At 60.9% G+C, this 12,973-nt stretch carries 15 protein-coding genes; 3 read left to right on the top strand and 12 right to left on the bottom strand.

Going from position 1 to position 12,973, the window contains the following annotated elements; all coding sequences use genetic code 11:
- Positions 1-24: 24 nt before the first annotated feature.
- Positions 25-432, bottom strand: coding sequence for a hypothetical protein (locus AB7C87_RS11580; RefSeq protein WP_369729622.1), 408 nt, complete (start codon positions 430-432; stop codon positions 25-27).
- A gap of 88 nt (positions 433-520) precedes the next feature.
- Positions 521-1,258, bottom strand: a complete 738-nt coding sequence (nucS, locus tag AB7C87_RS11575; RefSeq protein ID WP_369729621.1) for an endonuclease NucS — start codon at positions 1,256-1,258, stop codon at positions 521-523.
- Between the two features lie 155 nt (positions 1,259-1,413).
- On the opposite strand from nucS, the gene AB7C87_RS11570 reads away from it, so the two are divergent.
- A complete protein-coding gene (locus tag AB7C87_RS11570) occupies positions 1,414-2,019 on the top strand; it encodes a hypothetical protein (protein WP_369729620.1) in 606 nt (201 codons plus the stop codon).
- Positions 2,020-2,057: 38 nt separating this feature from the next.
- Here AB7C87_RS11570 and AB7C87_RS11565 read toward each other — a convergent pair whose 3' ends face one another.
- Positions 2,058-2,549 carry a DUF7984 family protein gene (locus AB7C87_RS11565; protein WP_369729619.1) on the bottom strand — a complete coding sequence of 164 codons (492 nt, stop codon included), beginning with the start codon at positions 2,547-2,549 and terminating at the stop codon, positions 2,058-2,060.
- Positions 2,550-2,802: 253 nt separating this feature from the next.
- Here AB7C87_RS11565 and AB7C87_RS11560 point away from each other — a divergent pair, with 253 nt between their 5' ends.
- Complete coding sequence (locus AB7C87_RS11560; protein WP_369729618.1) at positions 2,803-4,737, top strand: beta-CASP ribonuclease aCPSF1; 1,935 nt, start codon at positions 2,803-2,805, stop codon at positions 4,735-4,737.
- A gap of 198 nt (positions 4,738-4,935) precedes the next feature.
- Here AB7C87_RS11560 and AB7C87_RS11555 read toward each other — a convergent pair whose 3' ends face one another.
- The 8 genes from AB7C87_RS11555 to AB7C87_RS11520 form a co-directional block, all read right to left on the bottom strand.
- Positions 4,936-6,429: an outer membrane protein assembly factor BamB family protein gene (locus AB7C87_RS11555; RefSeq protein ID WP_369729617.1), complete on the bottom strand. Its 1,494-nt coding sequence runs from the start codon at positions 6,427-6,429 to the stop codon at positions 4,936-4,938.
- Positions 6,430-6,689: 260 nt separating this feature from the next.
- A complete protein-coding gene (locus tag AB7C87_RS11550) occupies positions 6,690-7,526 on the bottom strand; it encodes an endonuclease III domain-containing protein (RefSeq protein ID WP_369729616.1) in 837 nt (278 codons plus the stop codon).
- Positions 7,527-7,871: 345 nt separating this feature from the next.
- Entirely contained in the window at positions 7,872-8,339 is a 468-nt protein-coding gene (locus AB7C87_RS11545) for a DUF6691 family protein (RefSeq protein ID WP_369729615.1), read from the bottom strand.
- A complete protein-coding gene (locus tag AB7C87_RS11540; RefSeq protein ID WP_369729614.1) occupies positions 8,336-8,830 on the bottom strand; it encodes a YeeE/YedE family protein in 495 nt (164 codons plus the stop codon). The genes AB7C87_RS11545 and AB7C87_RS11540 overlap by 4 nt, the downstream gene beginning before the upstream one ends.
- A gap of 200 nt (positions 8,831-9,030) precedes the next feature.
- Positions 9,031-9,462, bottom strand: a complete 432-nt coding sequence (locus AB7C87_RS11535) for a type IV pilin domain-containing protein (RefSeq protein WP_369729613.1) — start codon at positions 9,460-9,462, stop codon at positions 9,031-9,033.
- Between the two features lie 467 nt (positions 9,463-9,929).
- A complete protein-coding gene (locus AB7C87_RS11530; protein ID WP_369729612.1) occupies positions 9,930-10,325 on the bottom strand; it encodes a type IV pilin domain-containing protein in 396 nt (131 codons plus the stop codon).
- 69 nt (positions 10,326-10,394) lie between these two features.
- Complete coding sequence (locus AB7C87_RS11525) at positions 10,395-10,841, bottom strand: type IV pilin domain-containing protein (protein WP_369729611.1); 447 nt, start codon at positions 10,839-10,841, stop codon at positions 10,395-10,397.
- Positions 10,842-11,465: 624 nt separating this feature from the next.
- A complete protein-coding gene (locus AB7C87_RS11520) occupies positions 11,466-11,927 on the bottom strand; it encodes a response regulator (protein WP_369729610.1) in 462 nt (153 codons plus the stop codon).
- A 157-nt stretch (positions 11,928-12,084) separates the two neighbouring features.
- Between AB7C87_RS11520 and AB7C87_RS11515 the strand changes: the two genes are divergently transcribed.
- Positions 12,085-12,330 (top strand): hypothetical protein, encoded by a 246-nt coding sequence (locus AB7C87_RS11515; protein WP_369729609.1) that lies wholly within the window; start codon positions 12,085-12,087, stop codon positions 12,328-12,330.
- Between the two features lie 43 nt (positions 12,331-12,373).
- On the opposite strand, the gene AB7C87_RS11510 is transcribed toward AB7C87_RS11515, so the two are convergent.
- The gene (locus tag AB7C87_RS11510; protein ID WP_369729608.1) at positions 12,374-12,922 is read right to left on the bottom strand and encodes a DUF8170 family protein; all 549 of its coding nucleotides are present in this window, start codon (positions 12,920-12,922) and stop codon (positions 12,374-12,376) included.
- Positions 12,923-12,973: the final 51 nt, after the last annotated feature.

The following is a 12,973-nucleotide window of genomic DNA, read 5'->3' as shown; positions in this document are numbered from 1 at the left end:
GGAACGGACGGCCAGCGGTCGATATCAGCGCTTGTACCCGCGGGCGTCTCTGAACACGTGTTCGACGTTTTTCAGATACGCTACCAGGAGGAAACAGACGATGGCGGGACCGTACCGCATGGTCGCCACCGAGAACGCACCGATCACCGTAAACCACATCATCGAACCGGCCCAGCCCCAGTGGCGCACCATCCACAGTCCATAGAGGAGACTGCTGTAGAAGGCACCGACGGCTACGAACGTGACGAGGGCACTCACCCGTCCGGTCGCGAGGGCGTTCGTGACGAACGGTACGTGATCGAACCCCACGAGAACGCCGACTACACAGCACAGCTTGACGCCGAGCGGCGCGGATTCGCCCTCGCTGTCGTCGGCTACTGGCGATACGGGCGGCGGTTCGCTCGAGATGTCATCGCGGAAACGACGGCCCATGGCACTCGGTCGCATCTATCCGGAGAAAAAAGATCGGATATAAAACAGCTATGGGTTGCGACGTATCATCCACCGACGTCACTGGCAGTTATCGAGGTGTCGGCTCGAGCGAGACGAACTCGAGGCCGTGGTCGGCGAGCAGTCGATCGGCCCTGTCGGTGACGGAGGGGGCAACGAGGATTCCCCGGACCGCGGCGTCGGCGTGGAGGTCGCGCTCGAGTGCGTCGACGTAACGTCGAAGCTGGCTCACGGCGTCGGGTCCGACGCGACGGCGTTTGAGTTCGACGACGACAGCCCGTCCCGTCGCATCCTCACCGTAGATGTCGACGGCACCGGCGGGCGTGTCGCGCTCGGTCGCGAGCGGCCGGAAGTCGGGCTCGAGCAGGTCCGGTTCCTCGAGGATCCGCTGGCGCAGGTCTTCTTCGGTGCCCGACACCGTGAGTTCGTTCTCGTCGGAGCCGGAGAACGCCGAGACCTGCAGAACGTCGCAAAAATGGACGAGTAATCGTTCGTCGGGGGTCGACCGGACGCTCTCGAGGACGAGCACGTCGTCGACGCGACGAACGCCGTGGTCACAGCCCGGTGGTTGCCAGTTGACCGGTTGCTGGCCTTCGTCGGTGTGGACCAGCGTCGCACCGTCGGGTTTGCACATCACGTGACGGTCGCCCGCCTCGAGGCGACTCGAGGCACGCCCCTCGTAGTCGACGGTACACTGTCCGAAGACGGTGACGAGCGCGCCACGGTCGATCCCGTCGGCAATCGCGTCTCGAGCGGTGTCGAGGGTGGGATCCTCGAAGGTCGTCACGGATGCTCGGTCGATCGTCACTGTGACGGAATACCCACCAGTCGGCTAAAAGGGAACCGGGATGAAACGACGCGGCCGGGGTCCCCCCGTGGGTGGGAGACCACGGACCGGTTCGTTCGGCGGGCCGACCGAGACCTAAACGCTTACCTGTCCCCCGTCCCGCGAGCTAGTGCATCATGACGAACCTCCACGACCGCCGCCGAGTGCTCCAGATCGCGGGAGCAGGCGCTATCGCGTCCGTAGCTGGTTGTTCCGACCTCGGTTCGCCAGAGACCGAAAGTATCGAGAGTGAAACCGATACCGACACAGGAGACGACCAGCAGGATGCGGGTGGTGGTGACGGTGAGCAAAACGACGTACTCACCGCGATCGCTGAGCCCGAGATGGACGATATGCAGGAGCTTCAAGAGGACGTTATGTCCGGCGAACTTTCCCAGCAGGAAGCGATCCAACGGCAGAACGAACTCCACGGAGAAGCGATCGACGAGTTCGAAGCGCGCGTCGATTCGGAAGACGACGACAACCTCCGCATCGAGGAGACCGAGGAAGGATCGGGCCTCTATCTCGTCGATGGCTCGGCTGACGTCTTGATCGACGCGCTCCGAAGCGGAGAGATCTCCGTTCTCGGCCAAACCGACCTTTACGATCAGGTTCTCCAGCAACAGCAACAACAACAGCCCGAGGGCCAACCGGAAGGTGAGGAGATCGACGAGGACCAACTCGAGGAAATCGAGGAGCAACTCGAAGAACAGATGGACGGAGACGGTGAAGACGACGAGTAACCGTTTTCCGTCGAGCGACGCCGAACGGGGATTCCCGATTACGTCTCGGGATCGACGCCGAACGGGCTCTCGCGTTCCGTCCAGTCCCAGCCGGGGATCCGTTCCTGAAACCCGGCGGCGAGGGCCGCCTCGAGGTCGTCGACGCCCGCGTTCTCGTCCCGCTCGCCGTGTACCTGAAGATCCGTGTAGTGAAACGTCGCTTCGCCGAGCGTTCGAAGCGGTTGGGTGCCGGCGATCGTCGCGGCGAGTTCGCGGCCGAGCAGTTCGTCGACAACGAAGCCCGGATAGTCACCCTCGACGTCGAGCTCGCGCAAGATGGCGACCATCGCCGCGACGTTGACCGCGAGATCACCGTCCGAAAAGACGGTATCGACCTCCCTTCGGTACTGAAGTTGAGTCACCGAGTCGACGTCAGTTTCGAACACCGCTCCCAGGTCGTCGCGGACAGCGTTTACGATCGGAACGACGACGTCGGCGCGGTCTCGAACCCAGTTGCGCTCGGCGACGACGCGTTCTCGTGTCAGCTTCATACGTTGCTTTCGACCTCGAGTCTCCTGGTCTTTGCGAAGGCTTTTATACCACGCGAGGAATACCGTCAGGTAAGCGGGTTCTCCCTGGAATCTTCCCGCACGAACCAGGACACCGACCTGGGAACGTATTCGTCACGACACGGAGCTACACAGATGATCCGGAAGAGAAGACGTACTGCGTCGTCTCTCCGAGTCGGTGCTCCCGAAGAATCGTTCCCCGTCGGCGAGTTCACGCAAGCCGAATCTGGCGATTATGAGCACTGTAGAGCAGCAACTCGACGATCTGCAAGCAGAGATCACGAGCGAGTTACCGAACGATATCTCGGTCTCCTCGGTGAAGTACGAAGGCCCCGAACTGGTCGTTTACACGCGCGACCCGAAGAAGTTCGCCCAACAGGGTGATCTCATTCGAAAGCTCGCGAGCAAACTCCGAAAGCGGATCACCGTCCGCCCGGATCCGAGCGTTCTCTCCCGACCGGAAGAAGCCCGGCAGGCGATCATGAACGTCGTTCCCGAGGAGGCCGGCGTTTCGGACCTCGATTTCCACGCCGACACCGGCGAAGTCGTCATCGAAGCCGAGAAACCGGGCATGGTGATCGGCCGCCACGGTTCGACGCTTCGTGATATCACGAAAAACGTCGGCTGGACGCCCGAGGTCGTCCGGACGCCGCCGATCGAGTCCTCGACCGTCTCGAACGTCCGGAGCTTTCTCAAACAGGAACGCGACGAGCGCCGCGACATCTTAGAGCGCGTCGGCCGACAGATCCACCGCGAGGAGATGTCCGACGACGAGTACGTCCGCATCACGACACTTGGGTGCTGTCGCGAAGTCGGGCGCGCTTCGTTTATCCTCTCGACGCCCGAAACCCGCATCCTCATCGATTGTGGCGACAAACCCGGCGCGGAAGGCGAGGTCCCCTACCTCCACGCACCCGAGGCACTGGGCGCCGGCCCCCAGAACATCGACGCAGTCGTCCTCACGCACGCCCACCTGGACCACTCCGCCCTGATCCCGCTACTCTTTAAGTACGGCTACGACGGGCCGATCTACTGTACCGAACCCACCCGGGACCTGATGGGGCTGTTGACCCTCGACTACCTCGACGTGGCCGCAAAGGAGGGACGCTCGCCGCCGTACGACTCCGAGCAGGTCCGCGAGGCGATCAAACACTGCATCCCCCTCGAGTACGGTGACGTCACTGACATCGCGCCGGACGTTAAACTCACCTTCCACAACGCGGGTCACATCCTCGGCTCGGCCGTCTCACACTTCCACATCGGCGACGGCCTCTACAACGTCTGTTTCTCGGGTGACATCCACTACAAGGACACCCGCCTGTTCAACGGCGCAGTCAACGACTTCCCGCGCGTGGAGACGCTCGTCCTCGAGTCGACGTACGGCGGTCGCAACGACTACCAGACCGACCAGGAGGACTCGGAGGAAAAACTAAAGGAGGTCATCCGCGAGACCCACGACAACGGTGGAAAGGTCCTGATCCCCGCCTTCGCGGTCGGTCGGTCCCAGGAAATCATGCTCGTCTTAGAGGAGGCGATGCGAAGCGGCGACATCCCGTCGATGCCGGTTCACTTAGACGGCATGATCTGGGAGGCGACCGCAATTCACACGACCTATCCCGAGTACCTGCGTGACGACCTCCGGGATCGAATCTTCCACGAGGACGAGAATCCGTTCCTCGCAGAGGAGTTCAACCACATCGACGGCGGCGAGGAGGAACGACAGGACGTCGCCGACGGCGAGCCGTGTATCATCCTCTCCACCTCGGGGATGGTCACCGGCGGTCCGATCATGTCTTGGCTCTCTCACATCGGCCCCGACCCGGATTCGACGCTCGTGTTCGTCGGCTACCAGGCTCAGGGAACCCTCGGTCGGCGCATCCAGACCGGCTGGGACGAAATCCCGACCAGCGAAGTCGGCGCAATGGGCAACGGCGGCGGCCGTGGCACCCTCGAGCTCAACGTCAACGTCGAAACAGTCGACGGTTTCTCCGGTCACGCCGACCGCGCCGGCCTCGAGAACTTCGTCAAGACGATGAATCCCCGACCCGAGAAGGTCCTCTGTGTTCACGGCGACGAGCGCTCCACGCAGGACCTCTCCTCTGCGCTATATCACGACTACAACATGCGGACGTTCGCACCGAAGAACTTAGAGACGTTCCGCTTTCTCTGATCGTTCGACATCGAGATTCGTATCGTCCGTCCCGGCCGTTATAGTACTCGTCGAGAGTCTTGCACTCCCGCTCATTCGAGCAGTGAGTAGATCGGTTCAACGACTCCTCGAGGATCGAATTGAACCTCGAGATTGTCTGTACAATGAAATTTGGACTAGCCTCTCGACGAACTCGAAAAATAACCGGGTGCCTGTCGTTCAGATAAAGAACGCCTTGATCACAGCTTCGAGCGTTGGACCGTTGACTTTGGCACTAACGAAGAAGTCACTAATCGCTTGCTCGAGTTCGGGGCCACCGATTTCGCCGTCAGAACCGGAGAGGCCATTGATGTACGCCTGATTGACTTGATCGTTGGTACCATCGTCGTCGCTGCCGTTATCACTGTCGTGAGGATCCTCACCTGCCCACTCGTGGTGATGGCCAAGCGTTCCCAGTCTGACTCGAGAGTCCACGCTGTGGCCGTTTTCGGGGTCAGTTACCACTGTCGGGGACGATCGGATGACAAAACCGATGCTGTCCGTAGACCACTCTTCGTCCCCCGTCTCGGCGTCCAGCGCGTACAAGGATCCGCCGTCGAGGCTCACGTAAACGATCCCGTCGTACACCGTTGGTGACGACCAGATCGGCCTACTCTCAGGGTTCGTAAACCTCCACTCGAGATCGCCCGTCGCTGCGTCGACGGCGTACAGATCTCCCTCTCTTCCGTGGTGTCCTGCACCGGCGTAGACGATTCCATTGACGACCGTTGGGGACGAGGTTACTGGTGCGTCAGGTTCGGTGAACGTCCACTCGTAGTCCCCTGTCGCTGCGTCGACAGCATATAATGCGCCGGGATGCGTGCTAGTGTTTCCTTCCCCAAAGTAGACGACCCCGTCGACCACGGTGGGAGACGATGCAACACCAGAAATGTCCTTCGTAACCGACCACAGTTCGTTCCCGGAATTGGCGTCTAACGCGTGGAGACCTGACCGCTCTACACCGACGTAGACGGTGTCATCAACGACAACGGGTGACGATGAAATCCGTCCCTCGTCGACATTGTACGACCATTCTTCGTCACCCGTTTCTGCGTCAATCGCGTAGAGCTCCCCGTCGTGGGACCCGACGTACACTGTGCCGTCGACAACGTGGGGCGAGGATTGGACCTGGTCTTCGACGTCGTCGAACGCCCATACTAACTCTCCATCGTCTGCATCAACTGCGAACACCGAGTAGTCCCAATCTTCCGTCGCTGTCCCGCCGCCCTCGCCGATGTAGACCGTGCCGTCGACCACGGTCGGCGACGAAAACACCCAGTCACCAGGATCGGTAAAGGTCCAGATTTCGTCGCCGGTCGCCGCGTCGACCGCATAGAGTGTCGCGTCGGAATCGTCGTCGCCGTTGTCACCAGCGTAGAGGACTCCGTCGACCACGGTCGGTGACGACCACGGGCTGCCCTCGGTCGGATACGTCCACTCGTAATCTCCCGTCGCCGCGTCGAATGCGTTGTAGCCTGATCCGCTTCCAACGTACACGAGAGGGGCATTTGTGTTGGCATTCGTCGCCCCGTTGGCCGCGCTTGCTGTTCCGGATATCGCTCCCACTCCGACGAGGCCTGCTGCGGTCGTTTGTAAGATCTTTCGTCGACCTATCTCGTAATCAGCCACCTCCGCTTGCTTTCTCTCCCCCGCTGGTCGATTTCTATTACCCATTGTTGTACCTCCGTTTGCGATCGAATTCCGTTTCTCCCCCATCACGTCGGTTATTCTGTAATATCATACTATCGAATGATTAGCAGATGTTGATAAAACCTTGGTAACTTTGCGGTAAGCATAGTGATTACTTCAACCTGATCAGTGTTTGCCTGTAAGGTAATAACGAACATTTTGACTCGACTCGGAGGTTCTGGACAGTACAGCCCGGTCGATTAAACAGGCGATCTGATGTCGCCACTCTGTCTCGAAATATTTCTCTACACGTCGGTCGGATCGACGATCTCGCCCGTCTCGGGGTAGACGCCGATCTGCTCGCAGACGTCACCCATCGGACAGGCGTCTGGGTCCTCGAGACACGCCGGGTTTCGCGCAGTACAGTACTCGCGGCCGAACTGGATCGACGCCGTGTGGCCGAAACCACACTTTTCGGCGGGCACCTCGCGCTCGAGGACGGCCCGTACCTCCTCGTGGTCGGCGTCGGCCGGCGCGATTCCCAGCCGACGGTAGATTCGATGGACGTGCGTGTCGACGGGAAAGACGCCGGGCCGACCGCCGGCAAATAGCAGGACGCAGTCGGCAGTCTTCGGCCCGACGCCCGAAACCGAGAGGAGGGTCTCGCGGACCTCTGTCGGTGGTTCGTCCTTGACGAACGCGTCGAACGCCTGGGCCGACCCGAACTCCTCGAGTACCCACTCGGCCGCTGCGATGATGACCTCGGACTTCTGGTTGTAGAGGCCGGCCGAGCTGATCGTCTCCGCGAGGTCGGCGTGCTCGGCATTCGAAAGTGCCGCCGCGAGGTCGACGTTACCCCCTCCAGATGGATTCGCCGCGGCGGGCTCGTTCCCGTAGCGTTCGATCAGGGCGTCGTGGGCGGGCTGGCTCGCCACGTCGCTCGTGTTTTGACTCAGAATCGTCCGGACGAGACAGGGAAAGGCGTCCCGGCCGCCGTACGTTTTCTGCCAGTAGCGTTCGCCCAGCCGGTCGACGATCCGTTCGGCTCGCGTGTCGGCGGTCGCCGGATCGAACTCGGCCGCGACGCCACCGCCGGATTCGCCGCCGCTGATGTTGACTGACGGCTCCCGATCGTCGCTCATAGGTGCCCGCGACTACGCACTCGAGGGCAATTTGCGTACTGATTTTCCCACGAGACGTTCGCCGGTCACCACTTCGTTTTACAACTGAACGTCTCGCCACACGACGAGCAACTTGCCGACTTGGCGAACCCTTCTTTCAGCGATCCGACCGATTTGCTCGTCCGAGTGACGGTCATATCGATCTCTACGGTAATCGATTCGTCGCAGTGTGGACAGACGACCCGTTGTGGCATACGAATCGGTTTCGAGGAACGTTAATCAGGATTGTGGCCAGTTGTCACACCACCGTAACGTAGGCTGAAATTCGGCAGTTGCCTCGAGAGCCGGTTAGACGCCCGAATCGAGTCAGTCAGCCGCGGTCGCAGGCGAGGAACTGTCGGCGCGCGTCGAGCGCCAAAAGCCCTGAATGTAGGCGCCGACGAACATCCCGGCGATACCGTAGAGAATCGGGAAGTTCCCAATCCCGAGGCTCGCGTAGGCGGCGCCGGGACAGATCCCCGAGAGGCCCCAGCCGACGCCGAAGACACCGCCGCCGATGACGACGTTTTTATCGAGGGTCTTCAGCCGTCGGCCGTAGGCCGCGCCGGTCAACGGTGCGTCGCTTCGGAACTGTTTCACGCCGAAGAACGTGATCCCGGTCACGACGGCGGCACCGAACATGACGAACAGCAGGCCGAAGTCCTGGAACTGCAGGAAACTCAGGACGACTTCGGGCTGGGCCATGTGGCTAAATCCGAGGCCGAAGCCAAAGATCAGGCCGCCGACGAACACGAGCGGGAGAAACAGCGGGTGTTGCTCGTGTTCGGCGCTCATGGCATCACCCCCACGGCCTGGACGAGTTGTGCGGTGCCGATCGCGATCAACAGGAACGTCGCGACGCCGACGAACGACGCATTCGAGACGGAGCCGACGCCACAGACGCCGTGGCCGGAGGTACAGCCCTTACCGACGCGGGTTCCGATTCCGATGAGGACGCCGCCGGCGAACAGCCGCCACCACTGGACGTCGGTGGTCCAGATGCCGTCCTGAAACGCGAGCGCGTAGACGGCCGCGCCGGCGACGATCCCGACCGTGAAGACGACCCGCCAGTCTCGAGACGGGCGATACTGTTGGAACCGCGACAGATTCGAGCCGTACGAGAGCGTCGACTCGAGGAAGGTACTCGCGCCGGCGGGGATCCCGGTGCCGAGGTAGATCACGGCGACCCCGAGGCCGACGAACAGTCCGCCGATCGCGTAGTGGCTGATCCCGTTGGGGAACAGCTCCGCGAGCATGGCGACGAATATCGCAGCGGTTGCGGTCATTACGCGAGAAAAGGGATTCTCGGCGTATCAATGCTCCCCAGGCGGGGAAAATTGTGCGTATCTCGGTTGGCTCTGACGACGGTGTGGAATCGGTGGTCTCGAGGGCATTCGTTCGTCTCTCGACGTCTCTCCAGCCAGCGGTCCCGGCTACGGCATCGGTACTGGCTGGGATCGGCGCGCGAAGAAAGCGCCGGAGGACGTTAGAACTCCCAGTCCTGCGAGCCGACCTGGGTCTCCGTTTCGGACTCGTTGATCACGGCGATCGCTGAGACGGTTCCGGCGGGCTCGAGGTCGTCCGCTTCGGTGTAGGAGACGGCGTCACCGACGGTCAGGAGTGTGGCGTTATCTGGTTCGGTACCGGCCTCCCAGTCACTCGAGGTGAGATTGACGTGATCGGCGTTACCCATCGAGGTGACTTCGACGTGAACCGCCTCAGTATCGTGGTTCACGTCGATCGAAACCGCCGCCTGCGCTTCCTGGCCAACGCTCCCGCCGAGGTCGAGGACGAATGCGGCGATGACGGCCGCGAGAATAACCGTGATCGCGACCATGAGAATGACGCCGATAACGGGCGATACCGCACGTTCCTGCTCGGTTCCAACTAGCTTATCGCGTATCTGTGTTGCATCCATTGGTGATCCCGTTTCCATCGCACCCAAACGCCCGGAACGGTCGTGGGCGCCGACGTGACGTCGTCGGCATCCGTGGGGGGTCAGAACAACCGTTCGGCGGCCTTCCCTGCTGGCTCTCCGGTGCTGATTCCAATCACTAAATTGGGGCTATATATAATCAGTCGTTCGTATATCGGCGTGGAAAAATAGTGACTCGAGGTCGGTTTCGACGGTGAGACTCGCCCCCTCGAAATCGGTTACAATCAGTTCCTGTGGCGTCGCTGTATTGCGGTTTTTCTTCATTTGGTTACAACACCGTCATCGTCCCGATATCCGATTCAAGTACCGCTATGACCGACTGCAAACCGTTGGTGATCGCACTACTTGTACATCGTCGGTAATCGAACTCCCCTCGCTACAACAGCGAGCGGAGTCGTGATATTCGAACGGCGACTGCCCTCGCCGTCCGGGAAAGAAGCGAAGAACGATCAACGAAAGTCGTAGTCGTCGCTCGTGATCAGGGTCTCCTGTTCGCCCGCGACCCCGACTGCGACGATGGTTCCGTCGTGACCGGCCGGCTCGAGGTCGTCTTCCTCGATTCGAACGCTGTCGCCCGTCTCGAGTTCGGTGAGATCGTCCTCCTCGATGGAAGCGCCCAGTGCAAGGTGCTCAGCCGGCTCGCCGGTGATGTTGATGTGGTCGGCGTTCCCGAGCGTCGTCACCTGGACGTCGATGTACTGCGGGTCGTGCTGGACGGTGATCGAGACGCCCGCTTGCACTTCTTCCTCGATGTCGCTACCGATGTCGAGGACGAACCCTGCGACGACGGCCGCGAGGATCACTGTGACAGCTATGACGAGGATGACGCCAATCACTGGCGACACGCCCCGGTCACGGTGTCGATACTGTGAGCTAATCATGGTGTGAAATAAAACCGAAAAGTGCGGGGCGGTTTAGAAGTCCCAGTCCTCGGAGGCGACCTGCGTCTCCGTCTCCGTCTCGTTGATCACTGCAACAGCGGAGATAGTACCGGAGGCCTCAATATCATCAGATCCAGTCCCACCAACGTCATGTTCTAGTGTAACGGTATTGCCAACCACCATATTCGTGATGTCGTCTTCATCGGGGCTATCGAACTCGCTACTGGTCAGGTTAACGTGGTCGGCGTTACCGAGCGACGTAATCTCAACTTGGACTTCCTCTTCAGTCTCGTCTACGTCGATCGAGACACCGGCTTGTGCTTCCTGGCCCACACTGCCACCGAGGTCGAGTACGAATGCGGCGATGACGGCCGCGAGAATGACCGTAATCGCAACCATCAGAATAACACCGATGACAGGCGATACTGCCCGTTCCTGCTCGTTTCCAACTAGCTTGTCGCGGATTTTTGTTGCGTCCATGGTTATCGTGTGATTTCGTTTCCATTGCACCCCACGACAGCCAGAAAGGTTATGCGCGCCGACGTGGAACCGTCGGCCTGCGCCCGGGGATTGGGGGTAAGCATAACCCGCCCGGCGCTTCCTTCCTGCTATCGATTTGGTGCTGGTACCAACCAGTGTAATCCGGGTATATATAATTAGTCGTTAGTGTATTGGCGCGGAAAAATACTCACCCGATGTCGGTTTCACATCTGATAATCAAGTCCCTCCAGAGGGGCTACAGCACCCTATTGAACTACCTCCCTCTTGCGATTTTTCGATAGACCTTGCCGCTGGCCCGAACCCCTTCCCGCGAGTTAGCTACCCCTTCCAATCAGCAATGGAAACCGCCATCGAACACTCTCAGAAACTGCAGTCACTCGAGGATTCGATACCATCGACGAAATCGACCCGTTCTATCGTGACCCGACTCCCCACCAGAACCCAACTCTTCACCAACGCTTGGCACCCTCGAGTGACCCCAGGCGGCTCTCTCCGATCGCCGTACTGAGGATCCTGCGCTCGCGACTGGCACACTCCCCCGCTCGACTATCTGGCGAATTCGGAACCCACCGCACGACTCCGCCCACGAGTTCGGGCCCGGGGCTAACGTTGCTCCGTCGACGACTTCCGGACGATCGCCACCCAGAACTCCTCGACCGATCGGACGAACTCGACGAACTCCTCCGGTTCGACCGGCTTCCGGAGATAGTGGTCCGCCTCGAGCCCGTGGGACTTGACGATCTCCTCGCCCGCATCGGAACTCGTCAGGACGACGAGCGGAATTTCACACAGCGCGGGATCGCCGTCGAGTTCCGAGAGGACGTCCATCCCGCTTTTCCCCGGAAGCTGTGGCTCGAGCAGGATGATGTCCGGCCGCGGTGAATCGTCGTGCTCGTCACGCTGGTGGACGAAATCCAGCGCGGATTCCCCATCGGAGACGGTGTGGATAGCGTTCAAGAGCTTCGCATCGTCGAACGTTTCGGTAAAGAGACGCGTATCGCCGGGGTTCGGCTCGACGAGTAAGATGTCGATCACCTCCTCTTCCCGGTCGTCTGTCGAACTCACAGCGAACAATTCGCGGGAGCAGTTAAAACGTCTCCGTCGCTCGAGTCGTTCGATCACACAAATCGACGCATTCGCCGACGGCGCGTGTCGGATTCGGACACTCTCCGAACGAACGGCATACGGTCGTGGTTTTGTCCACCCGCGGCGTAGCCACAGTATGGACCCACGACCCTCACCCAGCAGTCGACGGCCACGCCCGCCCGTTTCGCGTCTCGATCGGATGGAACGGCGTCTCGAGACGACGGAAATTCGCCTCGAGCGACTGCAGAACACGCTCGATGGCGTCGCCCGCGCGACGGGAGTCTCGATCGGCGGGCCGTGCAATCGCTGTGGCCGGAGCCACGTCCTCATCGAGGGCGGTCGGATCGTCTGTCCCGAGTGTCGGTTTAGCCAATCGGTGTGACCCACCCGATTGACGGGTCTACGACACCGCCAGTCGGCGGCGATTACGGGATCCGTTCGACCGCCTCGGCCAGCTCGGCCTCGGTCTCCCACCGATAGAGGCGCCCCTCCTCCTCTAGGAGGTCGAAGACGCCGTCTTGCATCCAGCCGAACGGGTGTTCCTCCGCTTCGTACTCGCGTTTGAGCACGTAGCTCTTCGAAAAGTACTCCTCGGTGCCGACGAGCAGACCCTGTTCGACCAAAAAATCGCTCGGATCTGTCTCCGCGACGCCGACAACGTGACTGACGAGGTCGGCGACCAGACAGAACTTCTGGATGCCGTTGTCCCACTCGCCGCGGACGTCGACCATCCGGAAGGCGTAGGCGTCGGGCCGTCGATTCAACCTGTCGACGACCAGGTTCAGCCGGCGGATCGGCTCCCGATCGTAGTTTCCGAGGACGAAGTACGTCCGCTCGTTCTCGTAGATCGGCGTCAACTCGCTCAGCGCCTGCAAGATCTCCTCGTTGTCGGCGAGGGTGATCTCGTCCGCCGCGAGGCGGTCGCTCGCGCTCTCGAGGAGATCTTCCTGCCGGGGCGGGCTCCTGTCGGTCATACCTCCACGTTCTCGGGAACGGGAAATAGTCGTTTCCGAGTCGTTTCCGTT

Source organism: Natrarchaeobius versutus, assembly GCF_041205745.1.
Classification (GTDB): Archaea; Halobacteriota; Halobacteria; order Halobacteriales; family Natrialbaceae; genus Natrarchaeobius; species Natrarchaeobius versutus.
This window is presented reverse-complemented; position numbering and strand designations above follow the sequence as displayed.

What these genes read in the sequence shown, in the direction of transcription:
- AB7C87_RS11550 (WP_369729616.1), bottom strand. Translation starts at nt 7,526, where the DNA reads ATGAGCGACGATCGGGAGCCGTCAGTCAACATCAGCGGCGGCGAATCC.
- AB7C87_RS11525 (WP_369729611.1), bottom strand. Translation starts at nt 10,841, where the DNA reads ATGGACGCAACAAAAATCCGCGACAAGCTAGTTGGAAACGAGCAGGAA.
- AB7C87_RS11515 (WP_369729609.1), top strand. Translation starts at nt 12,085, where the DNA reads ATGGACCCACGACCCTCACCCAGCAGTCGACGGCCACGCCCGCCCGTT.
- AB7C87_RS11510 (WP_369729608.1), bottom strand. Translation starts at nt 12,922, where the DNA reads ATGACCGACAGGAGCCCGCCCCGGCAGGAAGATCTCCTCGAGAGCGCG.
- AB7C87_RS11555 (WP_369729617.1), bottom strand. Translation starts at nt 6,429, where the DNA reads ATGGGTAATAGAAATCGACCAGCGGGGGAGAGAAAGCAAGCGGAGGTG.
- AB7C87_RS11545 (WP_369729615.1), bottom strand. Translation starts at nt 8,339, where the DNA reads ATGAGCGCCGAACACGAGCAACACCCGCTGTTTCTCCCGCTCGTGTTC.
- AB7C87_RS11535 (WP_369729613.1), bottom strand. Translation starts at nt 9,462, where the DNA reads ATGGATGCAACACAGATACGCGATAAGCTAGTTGGAACCGAGCAGGAA.
- AB7C87_RS11565 (WP_369729619.1), bottom strand. Translation starts at nt 2,549, where the DNA reads ATGAAGCTGACACGAGAACGCGTCGTCGCCGAGCGCAACTGGGTTCGA.
- AB7C87_RS11560 (WP_369729618.1), top strand. Translation starts at nt 2,803, where the DNA reads ATGAGCACTGTAGAGCAGCAACTCGACGATCTGCAAGCAGAGATCACG.
- AB7C87_RS11580 (WP_369729622.1), bottom strand. Translation starts at nt 432, where the DNA reads ATGGGCCGTCGTTTCCGCGATGACATCTCGAGCGAACCGCCGCCCGTA.
- AB7C87_RS11570 (WP_369729620.1), top strand. Translation starts at nt 1,414, where the DNA reads ATGACGAACCTCCACGACCGCCGCCGAGTGCTCCAGATCGCGGGAGCA.
- AB7C87_RS11540 (WP_369729614.1), bottom strand. Translation starts at nt 8,830, where the DNA reads ATGACCGCAACCGCTGCGATATTCGTCGCCATGCTCGCGGAGCTGTTC.